This is a genomic window from Paenibacillus sp. 1_12 (assembly GCF_900114475.1).
GTDB lineage: Bacteria > Bacillota > Bacilli > Paenibacillales > NBRC-103111 > Paenibacillus_S.
In genome coordinates, this window is the sequence record NZ_FOTE01000040.1 from 1 (window position 1) to 26176 (window position 26176).

The 26176-nt window shown below is 43.6% G+C and carries 20 protein-coding genes, 4 pseudogenes and 1 other annotated feature; of the genes and pseudogenes, 16 read left to right on the top strand and 8 right to left on the bottom strand.

Features of this window, described 5'->3' with window-relative positions; translation table 11 throughout:
* Positions 1-398: 398 nt before the first annotated feature.
* Positions 399-627 (top strand) — a binding site (T-box leader).
* 66 nt (positions 628-693) lie between these two features.
* From BM210_RS36020 to BM210_RS33155, 3 genes and pseudogenes are all read left to right on the top strand, one after another.
* Positions 694-851: pseudogene (locus BM210_RS36020) on the top strand (class I SAM-dependent methyltransferase); the annotation flags it as partial.
* A 122-nt stretch (positions 852-973) separates the two neighbouring features.
* Positions 974-1390: an HIT family protein gene (locus BM210_RS33150; RefSeq protein WP_091176955.1), complete on the top strand. Its 417-nt coding sequence runs from the start codon at positions 974-976 to the stop codon at positions 1388-1390.
* Positions 1391-1552: 162 nt separating this feature from the next.
* Positions 1553-1960, top strand: a complete 408-nt coding sequence (locus BM210_RS33155) for an NUDIX hydrolase (protein ID WP_091176956.1) — start codon at positions 1553-1555, stop codon at positions 1958-1960.
* Between the two features lie 417 nt (positions 1961-2377).
* On the opposite strand, the pseudogene BM210_RS36025 reads toward BM210_RS33155, so the two are convergent.
* A pseudogene (locus BM210_RS36025) lies at positions 2378-2522 on the bottom strand (TetR/AcrR family transcriptional regulator); the annotation flags it as partial.
* Positions 2523-2721: 199 nt separating this feature from the next.
* Here BM210_RS36025 and BM210_RS33165 point away from each other — a divergent pair.
* Together BM210_RS33165 and BM210_RS33170 are read left to right on the top strand one after the other, a co-directional pair.
* Positions 2722-3703, top strand: a pseudogene (locus tag BM210_RS33165) (aldo/keto reductase).
* Between the two features lie 92 nt (positions 3704-3795).
* On the top strand, positions 3796-4974 hold the full coding sequence (locus BM210_RS33170) for an MFS transporter (RefSeq protein ID WP_091176957.1): 1179 nt from the start codon (positions 3796-3798) through the stop codon (positions 4972-4974).
* 83 nt (positions 4975-5057) lie between these two features.
* Here BM210_RS33170 and BM210_RS33175 read toward each other — a convergent pair whose 3' ends face one another.
* On the bottom strand, positions 5058-5606 hold the full coding sequence (locus BM210_RS33175; RefSeq protein ID WP_091176958.1) for a TetR/AcrR family transcriptional regulator: 549 nt from the start codon (positions 5604-5606) through the stop codon (positions 5058-5060).
* Positions 5607-5805: 199 nt separating this feature from the next.
* On the opposite strand from BM210_RS33175, the gene BM210_RS33180 reads away from it, so the two are divergent.
* Entirely contained in the window at positions 5806-6783 is a 978-nt protein-coding gene (locus tag BM210_RS33180; RefSeq protein WP_091176959.1) for an aldo/keto reductase, read from the top strand.
* A gap of 385 nt (positions 6784-7168) precedes the next feature.
* Here the strand turns inward: BM210_RS33180 and BM210_RS35490 are convergent, their stop codons facing one another.
* Positions 7169-7324, bottom strand: a complete 156-nt coding sequence (locus BM210_RS35490) for a hypothetical protein (RefSeq protein ID WP_218185015.1) — start codon at positions 7322-7324, stop codon at positions 7169-7171.
* Positions 7325-7737: 413 nt separating this feature from the next.
* Between BM210_RS35490 and BM210_RS33185 the strand changes: the two genes are divergently transcribed.
* Positions 7738-8649: an AEC family transporter gene (locus BM210_RS33185; RefSeq protein ID WP_143101162.1), complete on the top strand. Its 912-nt coding sequence runs from the start codon at positions 7738-7740 to the stop codon at positions 8647-8649.
* A 340-nt stretch (positions 8650-8989) separates the two neighbouring features.
* On the opposite strand, the gene BM210_RS33190 is transcribed toward BM210_RS33185, so the two are convergent.
* Complete coding sequence (locus BM210_RS33190) at positions 8990-9700, bottom strand: IS6 family transposase (protein ID WP_091176961.1); 711 nt, start codon at positions 9698-9700, stop codon at positions 8990-8992.
* A gap of 241 nt (positions 9701-9941) precedes the next feature.
* Between BM210_RS33190 and BM210_RS33195 the strand changes: the two genes are divergently transcribed.
* Positions 9942-10487 (top strand): NHL repeat-containing protein, encoded by a 546-nt coding sequence (locus tag BM210_RS33195; RefSeq protein ID WP_091176962.1) that lies wholly within the window; start codon positions 9942-9944, stop codon positions 10485-10487.
* Between the two features lie 19 nt (positions 10488-10506).
* Positions 10507-14400 carry a cadherin-like beta sandwich domain-containing protein gene (locus tag BM210_RS33200; protein ID WP_218185016.1) on the top strand — a complete coding sequence of 1298 codons (3894 nt, stop codon included), beginning with the start codon at positions 10507-10509 and terminating at the stop codon, positions 14398-14400.
* 555 nt (positions 14401-14955) lie between these two features.
* Here BM210_RS33200 and BM210_RS33205 read toward each other — a convergent pair.
* A pseudogene (locus BM210_RS33205) lies at positions 14956-15585 on the bottom strand (IS3 family transposase); the annotation flags it as partial.
* Positions 15586-15670: 85 nt separating this feature from the next.
* Between BM210_RS33205 and BM210_RS33210 the strand changes: the two are divergent.
* The 3 genes from BM210_RS33210 (at position 15671) to BM210_RS33215 (ending at position 17882) form a co-directional block, all read left to right on the top strand.
* The gene (locus tag BM210_RS33210; protein ID WP_091176964.1) at positions 15671-16477 is read left to right on the top strand and encodes a helix-turn-helix domain-containing protein; all 807 of its coding nucleotides are present in this window, start codon (positions 15671-15673) and stop codon (positions 16475-16477) included.
* A gap of 242 nt (positions 16478-16719) precedes the next feature.
* Positions 16720-16848, top strand: coding sequence for a hypothetical protein (locus tag BM210_RS36030; RefSeq protein ID WP_256224211.1), 129 nt, complete (start codon positions 16720-16722; stop codon positions 16846-16848).
* A gap of 32 nt (positions 16849-16880) precedes the next feature.
* Positions 16881-17882, top strand: coding sequence for a hydroxyacid dehydrogenase (locus BM210_RS33215; protein WP_091176965.1), 1002 nt, complete (start codon positions 16881-16883; stop codon positions 17880-17882).
* Positions 17883-18013: 131 nt separating this feature from the next.
* Here the strand turns inward: BM210_RS33215 and BM210_RS33220 are convergent, their stop codons facing one another.
* On the bottom strand, positions 18014-18271 hold the full coding sequence (locus BM210_RS33220) for a DDE-type integrase/transposase/recombinase (RefSeq protein ID WP_371263582.1): 258 nt from the start codon (positions 18269-18271) through the stop codon (positions 18014-18016).
* Between the two features lie 317 nt (positions 18272-18588).
* Here BM210_RS33220 and BM210_RS33230 point away from each other — a divergent pair, with 317 nt between their 5' ends.
* The 4 genes from BM210_RS33230 (at position 18589) to solA (ending at position 22373) form a co-directional block, all read left to right on the top strand.
* Positions 18589-19323 carry a phage portal protein gene (locus BM210_RS33230; RefSeq protein WP_256224209.1) on the top strand — a complete coding sequence of 245 codons (735 nt, stop codon included), beginning with the start codon at positions 18589-18591 and terminating at the stop codon, positions 19321-19323.
* 599 nt (positions 19324-19922) lie between these two features.
* Complete coding sequence (locus BM210_RS33240) at positions 19923-20540, top strand: DUF4355 domain-containing protein (RefSeq protein WP_091176967.1); 618 nt, start codon at positions 19923-19925, stop codon at positions 20538-20540.
* A 27-nt stretch (positions 20541-20567) separates the two neighbouring features.
* Complete coding sequence (locus BM210_RS36035) at positions 20568-20708, top strand: hypothetical protein (RefSeq protein ID WP_256224210.1); 141 nt, start codon at positions 20568-20570, stop codon at positions 20706-20708.
* Positions 20709-21245: 537 nt separating this feature from the next.
* Positions 21246-22373: an N-methyl-L-tryptophan oxidase gene (solA, locus tag BM210_RS33245; RefSeq protein ID WP_091176968.1), complete on the top strand. Its 1128-nt coding sequence runs from the start codon at positions 21246-21248 to the stop codon at positions 22371-22373.
* A 522-nt stretch (positions 22374-22895) separates the two neighbouring features.
* Here solA and BM210_RS36465 read toward each other — a convergent pair.
* Positions 22896-23084: a MerR family transcriptional regulator gene (locus BM210_RS36465; protein WP_371263583.1), complete on the bottom strand. Its 189-nt coding sequence runs from the start codon at positions 23082-23084 to the stop codon at positions 22896-22898.
* A 434-nt stretch (positions 23085-23518) separates the two neighbouring features.
* Positions 23519-26176 (bottom strand): S-layer homology domain-containing protein (locus tag BM210_RS33255; RefSeq protein ID WP_143101163.1); only part of this gene is annotated, 2658 nt, incomplete at its 5' end.

Here is a 26176-nt window from a genome sequence, read left to right on the forward strand (position 1 = left end):
GAATACCCGTTACTTAAGGGCGCAGACCCATACATTGAACACGATCGGCCTCCACCCCTTGGGCAGGTATAACGAAGGAAGGCAAGGGCATAGACCCGTTGAGATCTGGGAGGGTGAACCCCCGAGGGCAGTATGGAGAATACGTGCAGTAAATGGAATAATGAGGAAGTTATGAACTGACCCTCTGTTTACGCATGCCTTCATGGTCGATTCGGTGGATCACCATCTGTAATTATACCGTTATGTCCTTTATTAAGGGGTATAATCCTGCGAATGAGCGAGCATATGTGAGAAAAACCCTTAAAACCGAGGGAAGTAACTGGAAGTTTAGTGCAGAAATAAGTTTATATTGACAGGGATTATATGGAAATAATATACTGAATCCAATCAAATACGGACTAAACGCAATGATTGGGAGTATTAAGGAATAACTATTGCTCAGAGAACTGTCGGCTGGTGCAAGACAGTCAATAATTTCCCCAACTCACCCATGAGCGGTAAGATCGAAAATCAGTAGATCCTAACGGCTAACCTCCGTAACCGGGTTCTAAGATTTCGTTGTCATTTTAATAAAACCAACGAATCAAGAAGAGTGGTACCGCGAAGGTCAAACCTATCGCCTCTTTGTAGGCGATAGGTTTTTTCTATTCTTTTTCAAGGAAATATTACTATTTAAGGGGGGAATTGTGGCAGATGAAGAATGTTATTGATTATTATTCTAGCTTTGACGAATGGGGAAGATTGGATAGAAAACCATAGGAATTCACCATTAATTTACATTATATAAGGCAATGCCTTCGTTTGGAACTGTGCTAGATAATGGTGCAGGACCAGGTAAATACTCACTTGAATGAATTAGCTAGACTCGGATATAACGTATGGAGTTTCATCTCATGTGTTATATATAGGTAGAAGGAAATAAAAGATTTTTTCATTTAGTGATTGTTTAATTTACATGAAAGAGGCGATGTGTATGTCTTGCTTCATATGCGACAAACATACTGGAATTTCTAACCAACCACCTGGTGGGTATATTTATGAAGATGAGCACTGGATGGTCTGCCATTTTCCTGCTGAACAATCGGTTCTAGGTCAATTGGTGATAGAATCGAAACGGCATTTCCTCGATTTCTCTGATATGACAGATGAGGAAGCCAGATCGTATGGACATCTGGTTAAAAAACTTTATTCGACGCTCAAACAGATCACGGATGCGGAGCGGGTTTATTCTCTTGTAACTATCGACGGAGTCCCGCACTTCCATGCACATTTCATCCCTCGAATGGGTCAAAGCGAAACGAAAGGCATGAAATTCATTACACAGAAAAAGTCATGTGATGAAAAAGAAGCCATTGAATTAGTCCAGAAACTATACGAAAAGTTTAACTAGAATCATCGTTTGTATTCAACTAAAAGGAACGATAGTTCAATCAATAACGCATGAAGGCGGTCGGCCAAATGAACGGCTGCCTTTTCTCAACGGGCAGGATAGATGAATTAAATACTGAAGATGCTTATTCTCTGATGGCACTTAATCAAGGAGGAAGAAACAATGAGTATCCCAAAACATGTTGTCTCAGCAGGAGCAATTGTCTTGAATGATGAAGGAAAGATTTTACTTATACTTGGTCCACGTAGAGGATGGGAACAACCAGGTGGAAATGTTGAAGAAGGAGAATCTATTCGTGATGCAGTTATAAGAGAAGTAAAAGAAGAGACTGGGATTGATATTGAAGTAACTAAATTTTGTGGCATCTATCAGAAACTTATGTCAGGCACTATCAGTACCTGTTGGTTAGCAAGAGCAATTGGAGGTGAAATACAAACGAGTAACGAAAGTCTCGAAGTTGGTTTTTTTTCTATCGAAGAAGCCTTAAAAATGGTCACATGGACAAATTTTACAGAAAGAATTATCAAATGTTTAGATGACAAAGAACATCCATTTTACGTCTCATTTTAGTTGAATGGACTAAGATCGATTGTGGAATATAATCGTGCTCACAATAACGATTCCTGGCCTCTACAAGATAAACTAACCTTGTTTTAATTCATGAAAATAATTATAGATACTTCAAGAATAGATGAGCATAAAACAGCATTTATCATCTAGAGAATTTGAGAGGGAAGGTTCTTGTCATTTATGTAGCCAGGTTCTTGTCATCCGACAAATGTCGGGTGACAAGAACTTTATCTCATTGCCGATTTTGACAAGAACCTTATCTCATTCCCGACAGGCCCCTAATATTCAATATTATTGTCCTCCTGCAGATTAAGCTAAACTTTATAATCAAATGACGGAAGACATGAGGAATATAGAAGCTCACGACGACACTATATGGTTTTTTTATTTAACGAGCATCACTCCCGTTAAAAAGGAGAAGATAGTTTCCCTAATTACATTTGCCCTATCAGAAATATTTTGTGTGGTAATTTGATCCAAATTTTTTTCAGACATCAGTTCAATAAATAGCTTTTTTAATCGCTTCTTGGGATTTAATTATTCTTCTATCTACTTTGGACATTCTGTGGGTCACCAAACTTTCTTGAATTATTAACGATTTTGTATGTTTTGTTCACAAATAAACAAAACGCGTTCATTTGACCATTGTAAGCGATGTCACTTTTTATAATAATAAACATAGGTAGGTTATTCAATCGATGTAGATTTATTTAAAGGCATTAAACAATGAAATTACCATTGGAAAGTGGGGAATCAAACTGATGGAATATGTGAAACTTGGAAATACCGGCATGGATGTATCCCGAATTTGTCTTGGCTGTATGGGTTTTGGTGTAGTCTTGCCGTGGGGGGCATCAATGGGTACTCGATGAAGCGAACAGCCGTCCGATCATTAAACAAGCCTTGGAACTTGGTATCAATTTTTTTGATAAGGCGAATATTTATTCAGCCGGTACAAGTGAGGAGTTTACCGGGCGGGCTTTGAAGGAATATGCAAATAGGGATGAAATTGTGCTCGCTACGAAGGTGAATGGACGTATGCATGGAGGTCCAAACGGTGCCGGACTTTCCAGAAAGGCAATAATGAGTGAGATTGATAAAAGCCTAAAGCGTTTGGGGACCGATTACGTTGATCTGTACCAAATTCACCGCTGGGATTACAATACGCCAATCGAAGAGACAATGGAAGCCATGCATGATGTAGTGAAGGTGGGGAAGGCTCGATACATAGGCGCTTCTGCCATGTATGCATGGCAGTTTTTGAAGGCCCTACATGTAGCCGAGAACAATGGATGGACCCGTTTTGTGTCGATGCAGAATCATTACAACCTCATCTATCGTGAAGAAGAGAGAGAGATGCTTCCGCTATGCAAGGCTGAAAAAATTGGTGTGATTCCCTATAGCCCACTTGCAGGAGGAAGGCTGACAAAAGATCCGCAGGAAAAAACACATCGATCTGAAACCGATCAAATGGTGAAACAGAAATACGATGCGACTGCAGCTACCGATCAATTGATCATCAATCAGGTTGCAGTTATCGCAGAAAAACACGGCGTTCTGCGCGCCCAAATCGCACTTGCCTGGCTACTGCAGAAAGACCCGGTAACCGCTCCCATTGTCGGCGCGACGAAAATTTCGCACCTCGAGGATGCGGTAGCTGCTCATTCGATAAAACTGATGCCTGAAGTAATGGTATCGTTGGAAGAACCGTATGTACCTCACCAGATCGTTGGTCACCTGTAATGAGCATAAGAACATTCAACAAGCAGGCAGCAGAGAAGGAGCAACGAAGATATGAGGAGTAAAGTCAGCCTGCTCCCGAGGAGGAATGATCACTGGAACGCTTATGGACGAAACCGTTTGTTCTCATGACGATCGGAAACCTGTTCCTATTTGTCTCTTTTTATATGCTATATCCGACGTTACCTCCGTTCATCAAACAAATGGGCGGAAACGAATTGGAAGTTGGTCTGGCGATGGGTGCATTTGCGTTGTCCGCCGTTTTTTTTCGGCCGCTCGTCGGTGGGCTGCTGGAACGGCTCGGCAGGCGGCCGTTTATCGTCTGGGGGCTGCTTCTTTTTATCTTCGCAATGTATATGTATAACTGGGTCGGCGGAATTGTTGTTCTTATAGCTCTGCGAATCTTGCATGGGTTGAGCTGGGCGCTTTCTACCACCGCCATGATCACGTCGATTACGGATTCGATCCCGGCTGCACGCCGCGGTGAAGGAATGGGGTGGTTTAGCACATCCACGACCCTGGCTATGGCGATCGGCCCGATGTTGGGTATCTGGGTTACACAGAACCATTCGTACAGCGCTTTGTTTTTATTCGCCGTCGTCCTTTCTGCGGCGGCGTTGCTCCTGACGTTTGGTGCAAAAATTCCTTTCCGGCCACAAACAGAGGCAAGAAGAATCGAATTGTACGAAAAATCGGTCTTGCCACTTGCGGCGTCGGTCTTTTTTCTATTCATCGCTTATGGCGGTATTACCACCTTTGTTCCGCTGTTCGCAAGCTCGATCCAGGTCAATCCCGGCACATTCTTTCTGACCTTTGCTGCAACGCTTGCTCTCAGCCGTCCCCTTTCAGGAAAACTTTCTGATCGCTACGGCGAGATGGTTGTCATTGTGCCTTCACTTATCATTACGATTTGTGCATTGATTGTCCTGAGCCTCTCGACGGGATTGATCGGCGTCCTGGTATCGGCTGTTCTATATGGTATCGGCTTCGGTTCCACGCAACCGGCTTTTCAATCGGCGACGATACTTCTGGCCCGTCCGGACCGTAAAGGGGTCGCCAACGCCACGATTACGACTGCTAATGACCTTGGTATAGGGCTGGGTGCGATCATGCTAGGGTGGGTCTCCCAGTACACAAGTTACCATGTATTGTTTGCGGTCAGCGCCGGATCGGTTGTGGTTTCCTTGCTTCTATTCACTTATTTTGTGAAACGTTTGTTGAAAAATAAAAGAGAGTCTCTGAATGTGGACTCACTTCCTATCGAATCGAGTTGAATGAAGAAGATTGATAAATATGAAACAAGGAGGAGCAGTCTGCCTTAGGCAACTGCTCTTTAATTTTCACGTCTGGAAGATCACTAGGATAGGTTCTTTTCTAACAGAATCCCCACCTGCTTATTCATGGCATGAGGAGGATAAGGCATGCCATTTGTAAACCACCATTCCACGAGCCCCACGTAAGCAGGCGCGAAAAATTGAAGAATAATATCTTCGTTTATACCACTCTTCTTTCCTTCGATCATATCCCAACTATGCTTAATATCCTCAACGACAAACTTAAGGAACCGACTACGAAAGAAGGGGGCTCCTTTACTGGCTAGCATGGCTGAAAAGAAGACATAATTTTGTTCAAAGTACTCGAACCAGCTGATATTGCCCTCTACAGCATTCATGTCAGATGCTGGTTCACAGATTTCACGAAGTTCGTTGATATGTTCTTCAATGAGCTTATCCAGTAAATTGAATTTATCTAGGTAATGAAGATAGAAGGTTTTCCGGCTAAGATCTGCCCTGTCGGAAATATCTTGTATCGTAATGTGATCAAAATCTTTTTCAACCATCAATTCAACAAAGGCTTTTTTTATTGCTTCTCGAGATTTGAGTATTCTTCTATCCACCTTAGACATTATGAGCATCACCAAACATTCTTAAAAGTAATAACACAATATGGATTGATTTGTGCACTAATACACGAATCATGGTCATTTAGGAATTGCAGCACCTCCTAATTTCTTTTTATAATTATACACAAGTGTCACCTAATACATCAATGTGTATTTGTTGCACGAACGCTGTAAAGTTTGTCTAATAGAAAGGGTGAATGATATGAAGAAACGTTTTATAAGAGATGTAGAGGTTTCATCGATTGGTTTGGGTTGCATGGGGTTCAGTCACGGGTACGGCAGTGGACCGGACAGAAAAGAGTCGATCCGTCTAATCCGTCAAGCATATGATTTAGGTTGCACCTTTTTTGACACCGCCGAAGGATATGATAATGGTTCCAATGAAGAACTAGTGGGGGAAGCTCTAAAACCCATTCGGGATAAAATTATCCTTGCCACCAAGTTTAGAATTGTAAAAGATAACGCTACTACTTCAAAAGAGACGACGTTGCAGCAGATACGGACTCACGTGGAAGCTTCCCTGAAAAGACTCGGGACAGACCATATTGACCTGTATTATCAGCATAGAGTGAATAAGGATATTCCCGTAGAAGAAACAGCATTCAGTGTAGGTGAGCTTATCAAGGAAGGGAAAATTCTTGCCTGGGGACAGTCCCAAGCAACAGAGGAAGAAATTAGACGTGCCCATGCTGTGACGCCGCTGACCGCCATTCAGAGTGAGTATTCCATCATGGAGCGAATGTTCGAAAAAGATGTTATCCCTACCTGTGAAGAACTCGGTATCGGCTTTGTTCCGTTTTCACCTCTAGCCAGTGGATTTTTATCTGGGAAAATCAGCAAAGATACCAAATATGAGGGGGACGATGTGAGAAGAGTTATCACTCGCTTCGATAGAGATAACATAATCGCAAATCAGCCGTTGTTGGATTTGATTACCCGGTTTGCAGAATCAAAGAACGCTACACCGGCACAGATATCTCTGGCGTGGATGCTACATAAAAAAGATTTTATCGTACCCATTCCCGGTTCACGAAAGCTAGAACGCATTCAGGAAAACCTGGGGGCAGCTGAAGTAGTACTTAAGGAGGATGAGTACAATCAAATTGAGGACGAACTTGCAAACATTGAGATTCATGGCAACCGGACAGATGAAGACATTGCAAAGTTAAGAGAACTTTAGGGTAGAGTATAAGCATGTAATTCGTTATTTTGAGAGAGAACATGCAGAAGTGATTAAGCTCCCATGAAAATAAAATCAGCTCAAAACCTGAAAAAGAGCATAATAAAGAAGACCCAGAATAACACTTTTAAAAAAAAGGCTAAGCCTCTTGAGTGATCATATAGAGATTGATAGATCTTTTAAACACAAAAACATCACAGACAACAAACAAAAGGCAAGGCTGGTGCAACAACCAAAAAAGGATTAATCTCCCATGAGTGCTACCCATATAGGGTGCGACATTCTGTGATGCACCGTGGTGGTCGGAGTCAGACTAACGGTTGGGCTCTATGGCACAATAGCTTAACGACCTTCTTCGCCAGCCGTACAAACAGTATAGACAGGGTTACCCATTTTCATCCTCTGTGGTGCAGCGCCGCTCTTGCGCTGCATGAATGGCTAACGGGACACGAGAGTTCAATGAAAATACATGAGAAGGCTGCCGACGATTATTGGGGCCTGTTGACAAAGTAGTAATGAAAGCAAGATTTTGAAGAATCATGTAGAAATATTCCTACATGGTTCTTTTTTTCTTGAGGGGGTAACAAATGATGATGGGTATAAATGTTGCGAAGCAATACCGATTTGTCTATGTCAATTTGGATGACTTTGTTCCACAAGATCATCAGTTACGCCGAATCGACCAACTTGCGAATATAGAATTGATAAAGATTTTCTGACTTTACCGCGTTCAGGTTTAAGCTGCCTGTTGGTTCTTGGTATCAACGGTCTGGGGCTAGTCATGGTACTCATGGTATACTGCGATATAGGAATGAAACCTACGAATAGGGATAGTCCATTAGGGCGCTGGCCCGAATTGTTAGTTGTAGGAGACAGGGGTGCATTAGCATAGATAAATTTATTCTTCCAATTGGAATTCTTATAGCAGGATTATTGCTGGGCAAGGGCGTGAGGGTGCTTTGGGAAAGAAAGCACATTTCCGATTCAGTATCTGTAGAGGTGATTCTTAAACGGATCAACCAATTGGTATTACTCGGCATTAATCCACTCATTATTTTGGGTGCTTTCTGGTTCGTTAAGCTGGACAGCATGAAATTGGCGTTACTGCCTATGTTGGGTGTTCTTACATTGGTATTGGGCGGGATCATGGCGATCTGTATTTCGAAATTTCAGAAGCTGGACCGTGCGAAAACAGGAGCGATGTTTGTATCCGGGTCTTTTACGAATATGGGCAACTTTGGAGGGTTGTTTTGCTTTGTATTTATTGGTCCGGAAACGGTTCCCTATATAGCCATGTTTCGATTATTGGAGCAGTTTGTTTATTATGCGATCGGCTTTCCAATTGCCAAATCATATGGGTCAACAGATCAACCTGAGGGACAAAGAACAAGAGGGCTACTTAACCTATTGGTCGATCCGTATGTACTGTTCTCTCTATTATCGATAGTAGTCGGCTGTTTATTGAGTATCTCTTCGTGGGAAAGACCGGCAGTGTACGGAGATTTTATTGCGTATGCGGTTCCTTTGTCGAGCTTGCTATTGGTTATCCCGATTGGTTTCAACATGAAGGTGAAAGCGATCCGCGGGTATTTGAAGGAATGCTGCTCCATTTCTGTGGTGAAATTTCTAATGGTGCCATTGGCGGTTACTTCGTTAGCGTATTTTCTCGGCATAGGCCAGTTGGAAGATTATATGGTGCTTAAAGTGATATTGATTCTAACCGCGATGCCGCCTGCGTTTACTTCCTTAATTCCACCTCAGCTATATAAATTGGACGGCGATTTGGCCAATTCCAGTTGGCTTTTTAACACTGCGCTTTTGTTGCTAGTAGCTCCTATATTGTATTACATAGTAAGCGCCATGTAATCCAGGCTGATTCTAAGCCTTTACTGAATAACATGACCAACCCATGGTTATTGGGCCATGAGGATGGCAGGCTGCAATAAAATGGTGGGATGAGTCGCGCGAGTTACGACAAACAAAAAGAAAGAAACCCGGATGTCGGAAGTCAATAACATTTCCGTTTTGTGACAAGAACATTGTCCCATTCCCGACAGTAGACTCGGTTGGGTTACTACGGGCACGATAGATTAATTTGTAACAGAGAAGGGGATCGTGCGGGATGGCGGGTTGCGTTCGGCCACGGACATAGCGGTTTTGGTGCAACAATTGCAACTGATCAAAGATATCAGCGATTTTGGTTTTGTTATGCTGTCAAACCAAACAATTTATTGATAAATTTAACTGTAGAAAGGACAGACGAATGATAGCATTCGACCTGTCCTTTCTTTATCATATGCATGACTTCGATTCCGGCAATTGTTTTCTCTGCAGTACTTAATGATTTGAATCCAAGCATGTGTTTAATGATTTTCTTTATGAATCGATGATCTTGTTCAATAATATTGTTCAGATATTTCTGTTGTCGTAGTAATGTTTCTTGATTCATAGCTTTCTCGTCTTTCAATTGCTGAACTGCGGTAGGATAAGCTGGATTTTTATCGACGGTGATCACACGCGGCGATTGATTGTGAGGTGAGGTCAACGCTTTCTTGAAAAATCGTTTGGCGGCGTGAAGGTCTCGATTTTCAGATAGCATGAAATCAATCGTGTTGCCGCTTGAATCCACGGCTCTGTAAAGATATTTCCATTGTCCTTTGACTTTAACATAGGTCTCATCCGTCCGGAATAAATCGTTTGTCGACTTCAAATAAGGGCGAATTCGCTTGTCTAATTCCGGTCCAAACTGGTGAACCCATCGCATAATGATTGTATGAGCCATATGAAGTCCTCGTTCTTCCATCATTTCTACTAGATTACGATAACTGAGGCTGTATTTTAAATCCCATCTTATAGTTAGCAAGATAATCTCTGATTCATATGGCTTCCACTTAAACAAATCTATTTCCGTTTCCATAAAATAGCCCCATCCCATGTCTTAATCTCAGTCATGGTATCATGGATTAGAACTTTGCACCACAACCTTTCATTTAGCTGATGCACTGAAGAGGGGGTTGTCTATGCCCTAGAACTCAAAGTTTTCTTTAAGTTTTGTAAATCGGCTAATATTCCGTGATAAAATCAAAACAAAATTTGCAGGTCATATTCATTATTTTCATTCAGACTGCGAAGGATCACATAAAAAAGGTTGGGTGAACATGAGGGGAAATAAGTTTGCAAAATGGTTCTTACTATTTATTTCAGTTGTATTTGCTTGCACAGGTTTGTTAAGTGTTGAGAAAGCTCAGGCGAGTACAGTGCCAGACCTTGAATTTATTAAGAGTATAGGTAGTGGTGGCAGCGGAGACGGACAATTCAACCGTCTACATGCAAGTGCTGTTGATTCAAAAGGAAACCTGTATGTAGCGGATTCTTACAATCACCGTATCCAAAAGTTCGCTCCTGATGGTACTTTTCTAAAGAGGTGGGGGAAGGATGGTGGGAACGGGAATAGTGGTGTGGGACATGGTGAGTTTCTTGAACCACTGGGGATCGCCATCGATTCTAAGGATCATGTATTTGTAACCGAGGCTGGAAATTTTCGTGTTCAACAATTCGATTCAGAAGGTAATTATATTCGAATGTGGGAGGGGGGCGCTGGAGATGCGGCTGATAAATTTAATATTCCGTTAGGGATTGTATTCGATACACAAGACAATATGTATGTGGTTGAGGGGGGGGAAAAACCGTATCCAAAAGTTTGATTCGAACGGCAATTTTGTCATGAAGTGGGGAAGAAATGGTGGGGATGGAACAATCGGAGCGGGTGATGGTGAATTTAATACCCCGTATATGATTTCTATTGATTACCAAAATAGACTTTATGTTACAGATAGATTCAATTACCGTATACAGGTGTTTAACACGGATGGTAGCTTTGTTGCAAAGTGGGGGAGTGCGGGTAATGCCATCGGCAACTTTAATATGCCTTCGGGAGTCGCTATCGATTCGGAAGATCATATATACGTAGCAGATTATACTAATCAGAATATACAAAAATTTGACGCTAACGGTAATCCGTTGTGGGAGTATACGAATTCGGGAGAGTTTACATCCGCTGCACATATCGCTATTAATTATAACCATTTTTATGTAATAACTCCCTCTATGAATAAAGTTGTAGTATATGGACTGCCAATGGGTTTACAAGCGGTCAAAATCGATATTGTGAAGGGGGCACTAACGTCGACCTCGCCGTACTTGGAATACAGCGTGGATTCCACGAATGGCATGGATGGTACATGGACAGTAGGAAGCTGGGGAACGACCTCTGCCGCTTTTGCGGTGAATACGAAAATCTACGTGCGTGAAGCGGCTGCGCCAACCAATGTTCGCCTAGTGAAGACGATCGCTCCTCCAGCAGCTCCCTCCGTTACAGCAGATTTATCGAATGGACAAACAGCAGTTAAGCTAGTTGGAGCAACGGTAGCGATGGAATACAGCCGTGATGGAGGTGCGACTTGGACGAATGTTACGCCCGGTATAGCGGCTGGTACGGATACGGTTGATGTATCCACGCAGCCGAATAATGATTTGCGGGTTCGCCTCAAGATGACGTCCTCCGAGCTTGCGTCTTTGTCAACGGCCCAATTGAATATCCCTCCTTCTAGCAATGCTAATTTAAGTGGGTTAAGTGTGAGTGGAGGCGTGTTAACTCCTGAGTTTGCGGCGGAGACGGTACAGTACACCGTCCAAGTGGGATATGACCAATCCAATGTTTCGATTACGGCGAATGTGGATGATGCAAAGGCAACTGTCAGCATTAATGGAATTTCGAGTTCGTCTCATCAAGTGAATCTAAGTGACGGGACAAATTCAATTCCGGTTGTCGTCACGGCAGAAGATCTTTCGACTACGAAAACGTATACGCTTAAGGTCATAAGGGGAGTAGCGTTAAGTGGTCTAGGAATAAGTGCGGGGACGCTGAGTCCAGCGTTTGCATCGGGAACGACGACGTATACAGCCGAGGTCGGATATGATGTAACGAACCTGACGGTGACGGCGAATGTATATGGCTCGAACACGACGGTAACGATCAACGGTCTAGCGGGAGCGATACAGAATGTGAGCCTGCAGGATGGAACGAATACGATCCCAATCGTGCTCACATCGCAGGACGGAACGGTGACGCAATCATATACGCTGAAGGTCGTAAGAGGCGTATCGTTAAGTGGTCTAGGTCTAAGTGCGGGAACGCTGAGTCCAGCGTTTGCATCGGGAACGACGACGTATACAGCCGAGGTCGGGTATGATGTAACGAACCTGACGGTGACGGCGAATGTATATGGCTCGAACACGACGGTAACGATCAACGGTCTAGCGGGAGCGATACAGAATGTGAGCCTGCAGGATGGAACGAATACGATCCCAATCGTGCTCACATCGCAGGACGGAACGGTGACGCAAGCATATACGCTGAAGGTCGTAAGAGGAGCATCGTTAAGCGGTCTAGGAATAAGTGCGGGAACGCTGAGTCCAGCGTTTGCATCGGGAACGACGACGTATACAGCCGAGGTCGGATATGACGTAACGAACCTGACGGTCACGACGAATGTATATGGCTCGAACACGACGGTAACGATCAACGGTCTAGCGGGAGCGATACAGAATGTGAGCCTGCAGGATGGAACGAATACGATCCCAATCGTGCTCACATCGCAGGACGGAACGGTGACGCAATCGTATACGCTGAAGGTCGTAAGAGGCGTATCGTTAAGTGGTCTAGGTCTAAGTGCTGGAACGCTGAGTCCAGCGTTAGCATCGGGAACGACGACGTATTCAGCCGAGGTCGGATATGATGTAACGGGCCTGACGGTGACGGCGAATGTATATGGCTCGAACACGACGATAACGATCAACGGTCTAGCGGGAGCGATACAGAATGTGAGCCTGCAGGATGGAACGAATACGATTCCAATCGTGCTCACATCGCAGGACGGAACGGTGACACAAGCGTATACGCTGAATGTGACACGAGCTGTATCCACTGATGCAAGCTTGAGTAGCTTGCAGTTGAGCAGCGGGGTGTTGAGTCCAGCCTTTTCGAGCAGTACGACAGCTTATACGTCCAGTGTAGCTCATTCTATAACCAGTGTAACGGTAACAGCTACTGTCCATGATCCGTTAGCAACGCTGAAAGTGAACGGAACGACGGTGGTAAGTGGCGAAGTTAGCTCACCGATCAATCTCACCGTCGGACAAAATACGATTGTAATAGTCGTGACGGCCCAGAACGGAGTAATGAGCACCTATCAGGTCACGGTTACCCGAGTGACGGAAGGAGGATCATCACCATCCAATTCTACATCCTCTTCAAGCTCAACGACGGTGCCCATCGAATCGAAGCCCAATTTTCAGGTGAGAATCAATGATAAGCAACAGGAGCAGCTGGCAACAGGCTCCATCACGACAGAAGGCGGCAAAACCGTTGTTACCATTACGTTCGATGCTGCGAAATTGGCAGCCCAATTAGGGACAGCTGGTGAAAGCCCTGTGATCGATGTTCCTGTAACCTCTAGCGCGGACCAAGTTAGACTTACACTAACGGGAGACATCGTGAAAGCGATGGAAGGCAAACAAGCGTTACTCAACATTCGCACGGAAAATGGTAGCTACAAGCTTCCTCCCAAAGAGATTTTTATCGATCGTTTGGCGCAGCAGTTTGGTGAGTCGGTTTCCTTAGAGGATATTACGATTCAAGTGTCTATCGCAAAAGGTGATAGCTCCACAATTGCACAGCTGGAGGCGTTGGCGCTGCTAGACGGCTATACGCTTGTCGTTCCGCCTGTTGAATTTACAGTGACAGCGACTTATAACGGGAGAACGATTGCTGTACACCTGTTTACATCCTATGTAGAGAAAGAAATTCCATTGCCCGATGATGTAGATCAGAGTAGGGTTACAACAGCAGTCGTATTGAACAATGACGGTACGGTGCGCTCTGTTCCTACTTATATCACGCAACGCGACGGAACGTATTATGCGATTGTGAACAGTTTAACCAATAGTACGTATGTGTTGATTTGGCACGAGCGGTTATTCTCGGATATGGAGGGACATTGGGCCAAAGCAGCGGTGAACGACCTGGCTTCGCGTCTCGTTCTAAACGGAGTAGCGCCTATGCATTTTGTACCAGACCAGGCAATTACGCGTGCTGAGTTTTCGACGATACTAGTTCGAGCGCTAGGAATATCCCTGGAACTCACGGATAATGGGAAAGGTACGAACTTTTTTGATGTGAAGTCAGGAGATTGGTATGCAGGAGCAGTCTCGAAAGCCCAAGAGTATGGATTCATCCAAGGCTACGAGGATGGGACATTTCGTCCGGACAGAACGATCACTCGTGAAGAAGCGATGGTGATGATCTCTCGCGTCATGAACATCGTTGGACTAGGAGATGAACTCAGTAGGACAGAGGCAGAGGCGGTTCTAGCTAAGTTCATAGACAGCGAGACGCTGTCAGACTGGGCGAAGCAAGCTGTAGGCATCCTGGTGGAGAGCCGGTTGGTGAATGGCACCGATACAGGGCTGAAGCCAACGAGCCCCATTACTCGAGCGGAAACGGCCGTGATCGTGCAGAGGTTGTTACAGGAAGCGATGCTGATTGGCAAGAAGTAAATAAGATCAAACTGGACGCTTCCTAAGTAACTTGTGTTATGCTCCCCATACGGTAGAAAGGTGATATCATATAACCTGATACTGTGAGGGGAGTATTTTTTGTGCGGCGAAATGTCGCACTTCATCTTACAGACTGCTAGGTTAAATGTATTGCAAGAGGGCTATCAAACTGAGCCGTATCCTTGAGAAAGGTTATCGTACGGGATGGGGTTAGATACCAACAATAATGTAACTTAAAAATGTGGTCAAAATCCGAAAACGCTTGATATCACTGTTTTTTTGAGGAACCAACTATAATGTCACTGAACATTGTTCAGTGAAAATAAAGTATTTTCTTAGTGCTTAGGTTAAGATAAGTCCCTTGTTAAAGCACTACATGCTACCCGCGTACGTTCTTTAATAGGTAATTGGAAATGGAATATAATGAGGAGGATGTAGCCCAAGCGAAGGCGCGGGAGCGTTCTTTTTATTAAACTCCCTCGGGCAGAATAGACTTACTATAATAATAAAACCGGCACATAATGAAGTGACCCCAAAAAGTTAGACAGTATATTGTTAAGCAGCCTGAAAGGCATGAGTTCGGTATTGTACCGGACTCATGCCTTTTAGTTTTTTCTTGATACGCTTGTAATTATAATAGTGAATATAATTTTCTAGTTCTATTTTAAATTGATCTATACTTTCAAATTTTTCTATATACAGGAATTCAGATTTCAAGACGCTAAAGAAACTTTCAATGACTGCATTGTCGTAACAATTTCCTTTACGTGACATACTTTGAGTAATTCCACGTTTTTTTAATGCTTGTTGATATTTGCCCATCTGATAATGCCAGCCCTGATCTGAATGTATGAGAAGTGCATCATCGTCATGTAGACGCTCAAACGCTTGATCCAGCATTGTAGCTACAAGTGAATAGACGGGACGTGATTCAAGTGTGTACGTAATGATTTCCCCGTTATACAGATCCAACATAGGGGATAGATACAGTTTCTCACCAAAGAGCTTGAACTCGGTAATGTCGGTTACCCATTTCTCATTAGGTTTTGAAGCCGAGAAGTCCCTCTCTAGGATGTTGGGTGCAATTTTACCGATAGTTCCTTTATAGGAACGGTATTTCTTCATACGAACGATACAAGACAAGCCCTGTTCACGCAGGATGCGCTGCACTTTTTTATGGTTTACAACAGGGATAAAATCACAACTTGTCGAATAATTAGTTATCCTGCATTTTTTCAGATAAAGTAGCGATTGGAGGATTCATGCGCAAATGAGTGACGATTTATCCATAAAAGGCATTCGCCTATATGAAAGTAAACATAAGGAAGGCGACAAAGTCACGGAGCATCATCATCAGATTCATCAAATTCTGTACGCTTTAGACGGAAAGGGCACCATTTTGCTGGAAGGCAAGAACTTGGAGTTCAACCAAGACAACGGTGTGGTCATCGTACCTTATGACAACCATGCGATTTTTTCTGACTCGAAAATGACAGTGTTGGTCCTCGTTTTTGATCAAACCGCTCTAGATGGCTCGGTGCGTGAGACGCTGTTGGATGAATGCTTCACCACCTCCCGAATCATGAAGCTAAATCCGTTCGCCGGGAGTGAATTCAGGCAGCTCCTAAGGAAAATGCTGTTCGAGCAGTCGCGGGGAAAGTCGCTGAACTTATTGGCTATGAAAATCCATTTGTCCGAAGTTCTGCTGGTTCTTGCCCGTTCACAGCAGTCCGCTCCGGTATCGGATGCCAACAGTTTACGAGCCGAACGGCTGCGTAATTACATTGACACGCATTATTTTGAAATCATGAGCTCGAATGACATCTCCGCCAAGCTGGGAGTGAGCAACCGGCATGTCAACAATATTTTTAAAGAAAAGTATAGTGTAACCCCGATGCAGTATTTAACTGAAGTCCGTATGGAATTGGCGAAAAAAATGCTGGCTGAAACGGAGAAAGATATTGTATCCATCTGTTTTGAAGTAGGGTTCGAAACGGTGTCCACGTTCTACCGTACGTTCAAAAACGCCGTTCATATGTCCCCGAATAAATACCGCAAAGCATATAAAACCGAATAACAAAACACCGTAACATAATATACCAATAACCTTCTTCGTTTGCTTGCAATGAAGAGGTTATTTTTTATTCCATTGAGAGTGTTGCCGGCAATAAAAAGAGTTCCAATATTAAGAAATCGATTCCCATTCTAGTAAGACAGAAGCTCGCTCTATGCAATACGATATGTGTATCACGTGACTTGGGGTGTCATGTACACCACTATCATCACGCATATCTAAAAGAGAAGACATGGCAGTTCATTATGAAAATGATCACCGGATCAGAGCTGATCAGTAATTGGCCGCAAGTCATCGAAGAGTGGAAATACAAAGGCGGTATTGATGTTATTAAAGAAGCGACGGAACGTTATAAAAAAAAGATGGCGTTATAATGCCACGCAGATAAGTTGAGGAGGAAGTTGTAGTGCGTACTCTCATTGCTATTGCCAATCCGGACTTGCGTAAGCTCGTTATCTCCGAGCGTGCGATAGCCGCATTGACTGAGGTTTCAGAAATTGATTGGGTTCCCGTAGGAGAATCGTATACGAGTGAAGATTTGGCCAGAGATATTCCAGCTTATGATGCTTGCATCACGAGTTGGCGTTCACCTAAATTTACACAAGAGGTGCTAGAAAAGGCGGAGCGTTTAAAATTTATCGGTCACGCAGCAGGTACGGTCATTCCAATTGTCGATGAATCCGTGTTCCAAAAGCCAGTAACGATTGTTAATGCCAACTCGGCGTTAAGCAAATCGACGGCTGAAGGAACGGTTATGATGATGATGCTTGCTGCATGGAATTGCATTCCTTATATCAAGTCGCTGCAGGAAGGGAAATGGTCGCAGAGCAGCCAAGAAGCGGTAATGGGATTGTCTGGCACCACGGTCGGTTTGATTGGCTATGGCGAGATCAGTAGTGAGGTTATTCGCTTACTTGCACCTTATCAAATGAAGATTTTGCTTCATTCACGGTATTGTACGGAGGAGGCGGCGGCGGCATTAGGTGTTCAACTATGCGGCTTAGACGAATTATTGCAACAAAGCGACATTATCTCGCTGCACAGCACGTTGACGTCAAGTAGCTCAGGGATACTTGGCGCACGTGAGCTATCGATGATTCGCGATGGCGCTGTCCTGATTAATACAGCCAGAGCTCCTCTGATTGATGAGCAAGCGCTGATCGACGAATTGCGCAAAGGACGCTTTACAGCTGCACTGGATGTATTTCATCAGGAGCCATTAGGCAAAGACCATGAATTGTTGCGTCTATCCAATGTGATTTGTACACCACACATAGCCGGGTTTAATCGCCACTGGAGATCGCAACAAGTAGAAATGGTTGTCCAGGATTTGTTGAGATTGTTAAAAGGTGAGCCATTGCATGGTGAGATCACATTGGATAAGTATCGCCGATTAACACCGAGGTGATAACTCCAAAATAACCGCCCTAAACCTTGCTTGTAAGGGAAAAATGATTTCTTTTATCGCTAAGGCTGGATGAAACGGTTGTGGTGCAAAAAAATAAAACAAGCAAAAGCGTCCACACTTTATCGGCCAGACTAAACTACCAATCCAAATAATTTATTAATCAGTTCAACCATTGAAAGGACAGACGAATGACTGCATTCGGCCTGTCCTTTTCTGACCATATGCATGGCCTCGATTCCTTTCAAGGCTTTGTCAGCAGTCCGAAACGATTTGAACCCTAGCATGGGGTTGGTAATTTTCTTTATGAATCGGTGATCTTGTTCCACTATGTTGTTGAGGTAATTTGTCTGTCTGATTACGGTCTCTTTTGACAATTCGGACAAGTTCATCGTCAACTATTCACTGAGTTAAAACATATGCTTTCCAATACTGGACTGATTACGGCTTTCGGACTCCCTCGGGAACATGGAAAGTCCACGATCAGTTCTTTTTTATTTCCACTGTATGCGACTCTTTATGATAAATCCCAGTTTACACTGATTATATCGGCAACAGAAATTATAGCCCTCCCCTTCCTCGATGCTGATGGCACTACATAAGTTTACAAGGCGATTTGATGATAAGGTGTATCTGGATGTTTATACAGACAATGAAATTCTACATTACGAATTGAAAGGCGATAAGAAAAACAACCTAAGCAAACAGGGTGAATCACCAGAACTCCAATATATATTGCAAACATAATCACATCTTTGGAAGAGTACCTGTCATTTCTTGCCCAGCTAATACTGAGCGGAAATGCGGCTTCCAAGATGTGATTTCTTTATTTGATGCGTATAATGCGTTGAACTCTGATTTGGTTAACGAAATAGCCGATCATCGTAATTCTTATCTGGTCATTGAGAACGCCAAGTTAGAAGAAGAGGATTTGCTTAATATGAAGAAGATGGGCATCATCCAAGTCCCTGTTGGCGGGAAAGTCACATGGCTAATCAAGGAGATCAATGATTCATTTGTCAAAAATGAACTGGATAATCTTGAGCATAAAATTTATGACATGATGGATCAGGTAAATTTCAATGAAAATTGGGCATCGAATACATCCTCGTTAGCACTCCGAAATAAGCTGCTGAATTTAGAAAATAGAGTGGCAATTCGGGAAGCGATGATGGAGAAAGTCATCAAGGGTAGGCTTCAGAATTTCTTTACCTATCTTCAGAAAAAAGAAGGTGTTCACTATGATTATCGGGATATCGCGGTTAAGTTTACTCGTAACTTGCCGACAGATTTGGTTGGATTAGCTGATGTCATCGTGAAGCTGAAGGATATTGTTTCGCATGAATCATTGCTTGCCTTATTGCCATTCGTTGAAAATCCGAAGCTTGAACATAACAAGTTTCATGCCGATAAGCAACGGTTTATGGAATGGACTGAGATTTGACACACATGCAGAATAAAAATAAAATCTAACAACTCGTCAAACATAATTGTGCTTCTTATCTCGGTAATAGGCATGGCATCTCGAATTACTGCTGCTGGAAGGATGGTTCATGTACATCTTTTGATCAGGACAATACTACTCCAAGCTGTCGATATTTTGAAAGTGGAGTGCTACCGAAAGAGGAGAAGTTAGAACGTGATTATAAGCTTGAACGAAATATGGTTGTTGAGAGACGGGTAGCGAAGTCTAAGGTTAATTGCAAGAAATGTGGGACTACATTCGAGGCAAATTCTAATCGGCAATCTCATTGGGATAAATGTGATGAAACGAATAAGAAGGAAAAGGCGAAATTGCGAATGCGGAAGATGAGACGAAAACACGCTTGATGTTACGCTTTAGAGGGTTTAAAAAGCTATATAAATCAAGGGTTTGTAATCGGCAAAAATGAGGAGGTAGGGTATTTGTTCCTTATCCTTGTTTTTGCCATTTCTAATGCGTAATATCATTGTCCTGAGCACGACATTAAACTACTACAAAAATACATAGAAATGCGTGTTCGGTTCAACGAGTCGAATGGCCATCAAAGGAGATTAATGACAATGGATTTGGAACAAGTGAAACAATTTATCAAAGCAAATGGCACGACAGAGGAAGTGAAAGCATATCTTCAGGGGTTGAATCCCATCAACGTTGAAGGTATCGAGCAATTCATTCAATCTGATAAGGAAACCAAGAGTTGGTTCGATAGCACCGTGGATAAACGTACCACGAAATCGCTGGAGACATGGAAAATGAATCATCTGGAGGGATTATTGGATCCTGAAATTAAGAAGCGTTTACCTGCCAAGGATGAGAAGGAAATCGAAATGGAGAAGCTTCGTGCTGAAGTGGAAAACATGAAGCTGGAGAAGCAACGTGAACGTTTAACCAGCCAAGCGATCAAAACTGCATCTGAAAAGAAACTTCCGCTCCAGTTAGTGGATTTTTTTATTGGCGCAGATGAGTCTACAACGACAGCTAATTTGACTGCGTTTGAACAGTCGCTTCAATTGGCGGTGCAACAGCAAGTTGAACAAAGGCTCAAAGGGGAAGGCTATACTCCCCCTGCTGATTCAACAGGTAAATCTTTCACATTGGATGCGATTAAAGGCATGTCGTCCGATGAAATCAATAAGAATTGGGATCAAGTCAAACTGGTGTTACAAAACAAACAATAAAAAATGAAAAGGACAAGGTGAATAATCATGGCAGTAACAAATTTTATTCCTACAATATGGAGCGCACGTTTAAATGAAAGTTTTAAGAAGAATTTGGTTTATGGAAATGTTAAATTGGAGGCATTTGAGGGTTCTGGCTTACTTTATTTTGTCAATGAAATTAATTAGATTCCCATTAAGGTTTAACAGTACTCTGTTTTGGTAATAAAAAATGGAATAAGAAAATGGAGGTGGAAGCATGCAATACTCTGAAGAAAATAGATTTTTTATTAAAAGAGCTGAGCCCTATGGTATTAATAAGCCAACTTGGCCAAATTAAAATCTCTGATGAGATAAGATTTCATTTATGGAGAAATGCTACTTGTGCTACAAAACATAGATTCTGTCCGTTATGTTTTAAGGAATATGGTTTTCATAAAAGCATATAGGAAATTTCGTTGTATACAGTGTGTTACGAACATGGATGCTTAATGGTTGATTTTTGCAATGGCTGTGGAGGGAGGGTAAATCGATATAGACAAAGGCTGTTGGTTTGTAAATATGGATTCAATTTCACGAAATCTGAGGTGGTGAAATCAAATTCTGAAGTAACGGACATATTAGCGCAATTGTTTAAGTGTTAGGATCATTAGTAATATAGGAGAATATTAGCCATACTTAATACTTAAGTTACAGGGGATTTATTACAAGGAGGGGTAACGTACTATGCATTATGACGTAATTGTAATTGGAGCAGGTTCGATGGGGATGGCGGCAGGTTATTTTTTATCAAAGAGTGGGAAAAGAACGTTATTAGTAGATTCCTTTAACCCGCCCCATAACAAAGGGAGTCATCACGGAGACACGAGAATCATTCGGCATGCGTATGGTGAAGGTGAAAAATATGTTCCGTTGGCGCTCAAGGCTCAAGAATTATGGAACGACTTAGAGAAGGTGACGGGAAAACAATTATTTCTCCAAACCGGGGTTCTAAACGTGGGTTACGAAAAAAAGGATTTTATCCAGAATATCATCTCAAGTTCAAAAACCTATTCATTGCCCCTTGAGATTTTAGGTTCAATTGATGTGAATAAGCGTTGGCCGGGCATCGTTTTACCGAACCAGTACATTGGTTGCTTTGAACCAACATCAGGAGTGCTGAAATGTGAGGAATGCATTGAAGCATATCGAGAACTTGCAGAGCGAAACGGAGCTACCATCATAACCAACAGTAAAGTGAAAGAAATAATGGTTCATGATAAAAGAGTTACCATCAAAACCGATGATCATACTTTTAGTGCTAATGCGTTAGTGGTTTCAGCAGGAGCCTGGTCGGGTAGTCGCCTTTCCATGTTGGATTTAAATCTTCCTCTAAATCCAGTAAGAAAAACATTTGCTTGGTTTGATGACAATGAAGATTTATATAATCATAAGGCTTTTCCAGCTTTTTCGTTTGAGACATCTCAAGGACATTATTATGGTTTTCCAAACATCGATGGTTCTGGATTAAAAGTAGGCCGACATGATGGAGGAGAAACAATCAATCCAGATGAAGCCATCCTGGGATTCGGTGAACTAGAGAAAGACGCGACAGATTTAAAACAATTTTTGCAACGCTATATGCCTTCTACACAACAATTGAAGTACGGTAAAACCTGTATGTATACACTGACTCCTGATGAAGATTTCATTATCGATTTGCACCCTACCTATTCAAACGTTGCCATTGCATCAGGCTTCTCAGGACATGGCTTTAAATTTAGCAGTGTAGTTGGACAGATTTTAAGTGAATTGATTATTTCAGGGAAGACTGAACAAAACATTTCCCCTTTTTCAATCAATCGATTTAAATAAACATTCCTTAACTCTAACGAAGACGATAGTAATAATAGTGGAAGCAATCTAAATGCAATCGTTTAGACTGCTTCTTTTTTGTTAATAAACGCCTCACTAAGTCGTATCATTTTCATTTCAAAATAGACAACCATTTCATATACAAATTGCTTGATAAGGTTCTCGATCAAATTTACGTACAAAGGCTAAAAGCGTCGCTGGTACTACCCCAGCTATTGGATTTCCCAAAACCGTTACTTGTGGTACGGTTCACCTTACACGCTATAACGGCTAAATTTCTCTTAATACTGAAAACGGACCCCTTATAAAACTAGGGGACCGCTAAGACCTTCAAACTATTTAAGAACCTTGTTAACTTGCTCAAAAAACACTTTCCATTGTTTACGCTCATTTTCCGTCAGACCTCAGCAATTGGCCGAGAAGGTTGGGGTTCAGAAATTGCCTTTACATCTTCTATGTTTCAAAACGAATACTCTGTTGAGGACCGAATCGATATGTTTTTGGAACTTTATTTCTACAAATTTAAAGGAGGAATAAGAAGATAAACTTCTTAAGAAGACATTGGTATAACGTTGGATTAGTTGTAGGCATTGTAGCTGTCGTTAACTTGATAACAAATTGCAGCCATCTAAGATGTAAAGAATTATATCGTCTGTCTCCGCTGGCATCCCGATCGGGTTTAGTTATTTTTTCTTTCTCGTAATACCGCAATGTATGAGTCAGTATTTAGGGCGCTCCAGGCACTGATAAACCGCCATCATGGAGCCCATCTTCCGAAATCACTTTCTTCCCTTTACAGAATGGACATGGATGACTTGCTTTAATCTTATTATACCGCCCAATGATAGAATTAAAGCCTTCCCAAGCCCTCGATGCCTTGCCTGCTTTATCATAAAATAACTTTTCCTAATACCCATATAGAAAGATATGCTTTTCTGCTTCAGTCACAATATCAAAATCAAATTTTTCAATCACCCGGCGTCGAGTGTTTTTTATAGAATAGTTTGGTTCATGTAAAACGCAAAAAAGCACCAATTGACTGGTGCTTTTTTGCATTTTTCCATGGAGAGCTTAACTATTTACACACCGTCCGGAAGCGGGCTTTCATCTCCCTCATTCAAATGGGGGGATTCTAATCACTAATCCTAAATCAGTTCAGACTTTTGCAGAAGTCTCTGAATAATCATGGCTACCTCTGCTCGGGTAATGTATGCTTTTGGAGCAAGCCCGGTGCTATTTCTTCCCGATATGACTCCGGCTTGTACACTGTCAGCCATACTGCTTAGTGCCCAACTGGATGCATCTGCCGTATCTGTGTACGGTCGTAATGTTGCGTCAGTCGATTGAACAGGCAGCTTGGCTTTCAGGTTGGTGATCGTCATCGCTTTGGCGATCATCACCATCGCTTGTTCTCGGGTAATGTTGTCATTCGGATGGAACGTTCCATCTTCAAAACCGCTAATCAGATGATACCCATAGGCCGTGTTGATTACGCTGCTGTACCAATCCGACGTCTTTACATCCGAGAACGGCAGGGTTCCGTTCTCCATTTTAAGCCCCAGTCCGCGAACAATGATGGCTGCAAATTCAGCCCGGGTAATTTCTCGGTCAGGGCTGAACTGCTCATTGCCGATGCCGCTGAGAACCATCCGTGAGCCCATGTCGTTCACCGCATCCTTCGCCCAGTGCTGCGCGACATCTTTAAACGCTACTGGATTCGATACGATGGAATACGTGCTATTCGTCAAGCTGTTCACTTTAGCAAAATATTTGCCATCAATGATGACGATCTTGGTCGGCACGTGGCGAACCGTTCCGTCCGGATCTACAATGACCCCGGTTGTGACTTTGCTCGGGTCTACACCGTCAGGAATCGCAATCGTTCTTTCCACGTAAGCATTGAACTTGGACACCTCGATCGTGGTATCCCCGTAATTGGCTTTTACCGTAAAGTTGAGCGGTGGGGCAACAATCGTGAACTCTCCCTTAACTGCCGAGTTTTCGACGATTTTTACCATGTCTATGGTTGGCTTGGAAATTTCGATCTGTATCTTTATATCTTCAAGCTGCATATTTTTTCCAAGTTGATCCCATACAGCGCTGATGTTGATATGCTGCGCTGGCAGCGTATAGGTGGCGTTCTCGGTTTTGATTTCAACGACCGCCTGCTTTTGCTCCATGCTTTTGACTATTTGGCCGTTCAGCTCTACTACCACCACATCCGTGTTCGTATTCACCGGAATCGTAATCACGGTATGTTGGTTTGCCAACGCAAGCATGTCTTCCATTTTCTTCGAATCGATCCAAATCGTGGTTACCGCTTGGTTATTCACTGTGGTGGTGGTTGCCGTTCCCGCATTTTCGGCTTTGCCATTCACAAGAATTTGAACCACGGTGCCCCCCGTGTCTTCTGTACTCGGAGTCGCTAGCTGCGTTGATGTATCGCTGCCTCCAGAATTACTATTGCTGTTGGATCGTGCTCTCGGCGTCACCTCATTGGAGGCAGCCGAAGCTGCGCCGTTGCCCGCACTATTGATAGCTTTCACCGTAAACGTGTACGTTGTTCCGTTGGACAGCCCTGTTACCGTGATCGGGCTTGCTGCCCCCGTTGCGGTAATATTCCCCGGTGAGGCTGTGACCTCGTAGCCTGTTATTGCGCCTCCTCCATTCACCGCAGGGATGGTGAAGCTAACGATGGCTTGTCCGTTGCCTGCTGCTGCAGTTACATCCATTGGCGCTGCCGGAACGGTTACGGGCGTTGCACTCACTTCATTGGAAGCAGCGCTGTCTCCTCCCGGATTGGTTGCTTGTACGACAAAATAATAGGTCGTCCCATTGATCAAGCCAGTAGCCTTATAGTCGTATACCGATCCGCTTACCGTAGCCACTGTCGCTCCATAAGTGCCGGAGGCTGTACTTTTGAATATTTTGTACCCCGTGGAACCGATCACCGGATTCCACGTCAGGCTTACTTGCGCATTGCCCGCTAGGGCAGGCTGCAGTATCGCTGCTCCAGGCAATGGAACTTGCGGTGTTGCGCTCACTTCATTGGAAGCTGCACTGATTCCTGCTGGATTCACGGCCTTAACAACAAAATAGTAGGTCGTCCCATTCATTAATCCTTTCAGGTCATACACCGATCCGCTTACCGTGGCCACTGCCGCTCCATAAGTGCCGGAAGCTGTGCTTTGGTACACTGCGTAGCTTACAGATCCGGATACTTCACTCCAATTCAAAAGGACATGGCCGTCTCCCCCTGCAACGGACTCCACGCGTGGTGCAGCTGCACCCGACCAAGGAAGCGTGACGTCCGCGCTCGTAATTTGCGGCAGACCGCCCGTGTCAAAAGCGAGCTGCGCTCCCGTCACCCCGGCTGCGTTCGTTGCGACAAGACCGGTAAAGGTCGCTACGCCCGAGCTTGCCGTTGCCGTCGCTGTTCCTGTCAGCGTCCACGTCCCCGTATCCTTCTTCGATACGGTCACTACGGTTGTGCTGTCGCTCACGCTCGTATTGCCGTAAGCATCGCGAAGCGTCACGACCGGCTGCTGCGCGAACACACCTCCGTTGCCGGCTGGTGCCGTAACGTCCGTGGTCAGCGCCATCGAAGCCGCACTTCCCGCTGAAGGCGTGATGCTCAGCGTATTCGCCGCAGGCGTTGCCACGTCAGACACGCTCAAGCTGATGGTTTGCGCTGCCGCCTTGTTCAGCTTCAGATTCGCCGTGGCTACCCCGTTCGCAAACGTAACGCTGATCGTATTCGGGGACGCGGTCAAGGCCGTCCCGTTAAAGCTGCCATAGGAGCT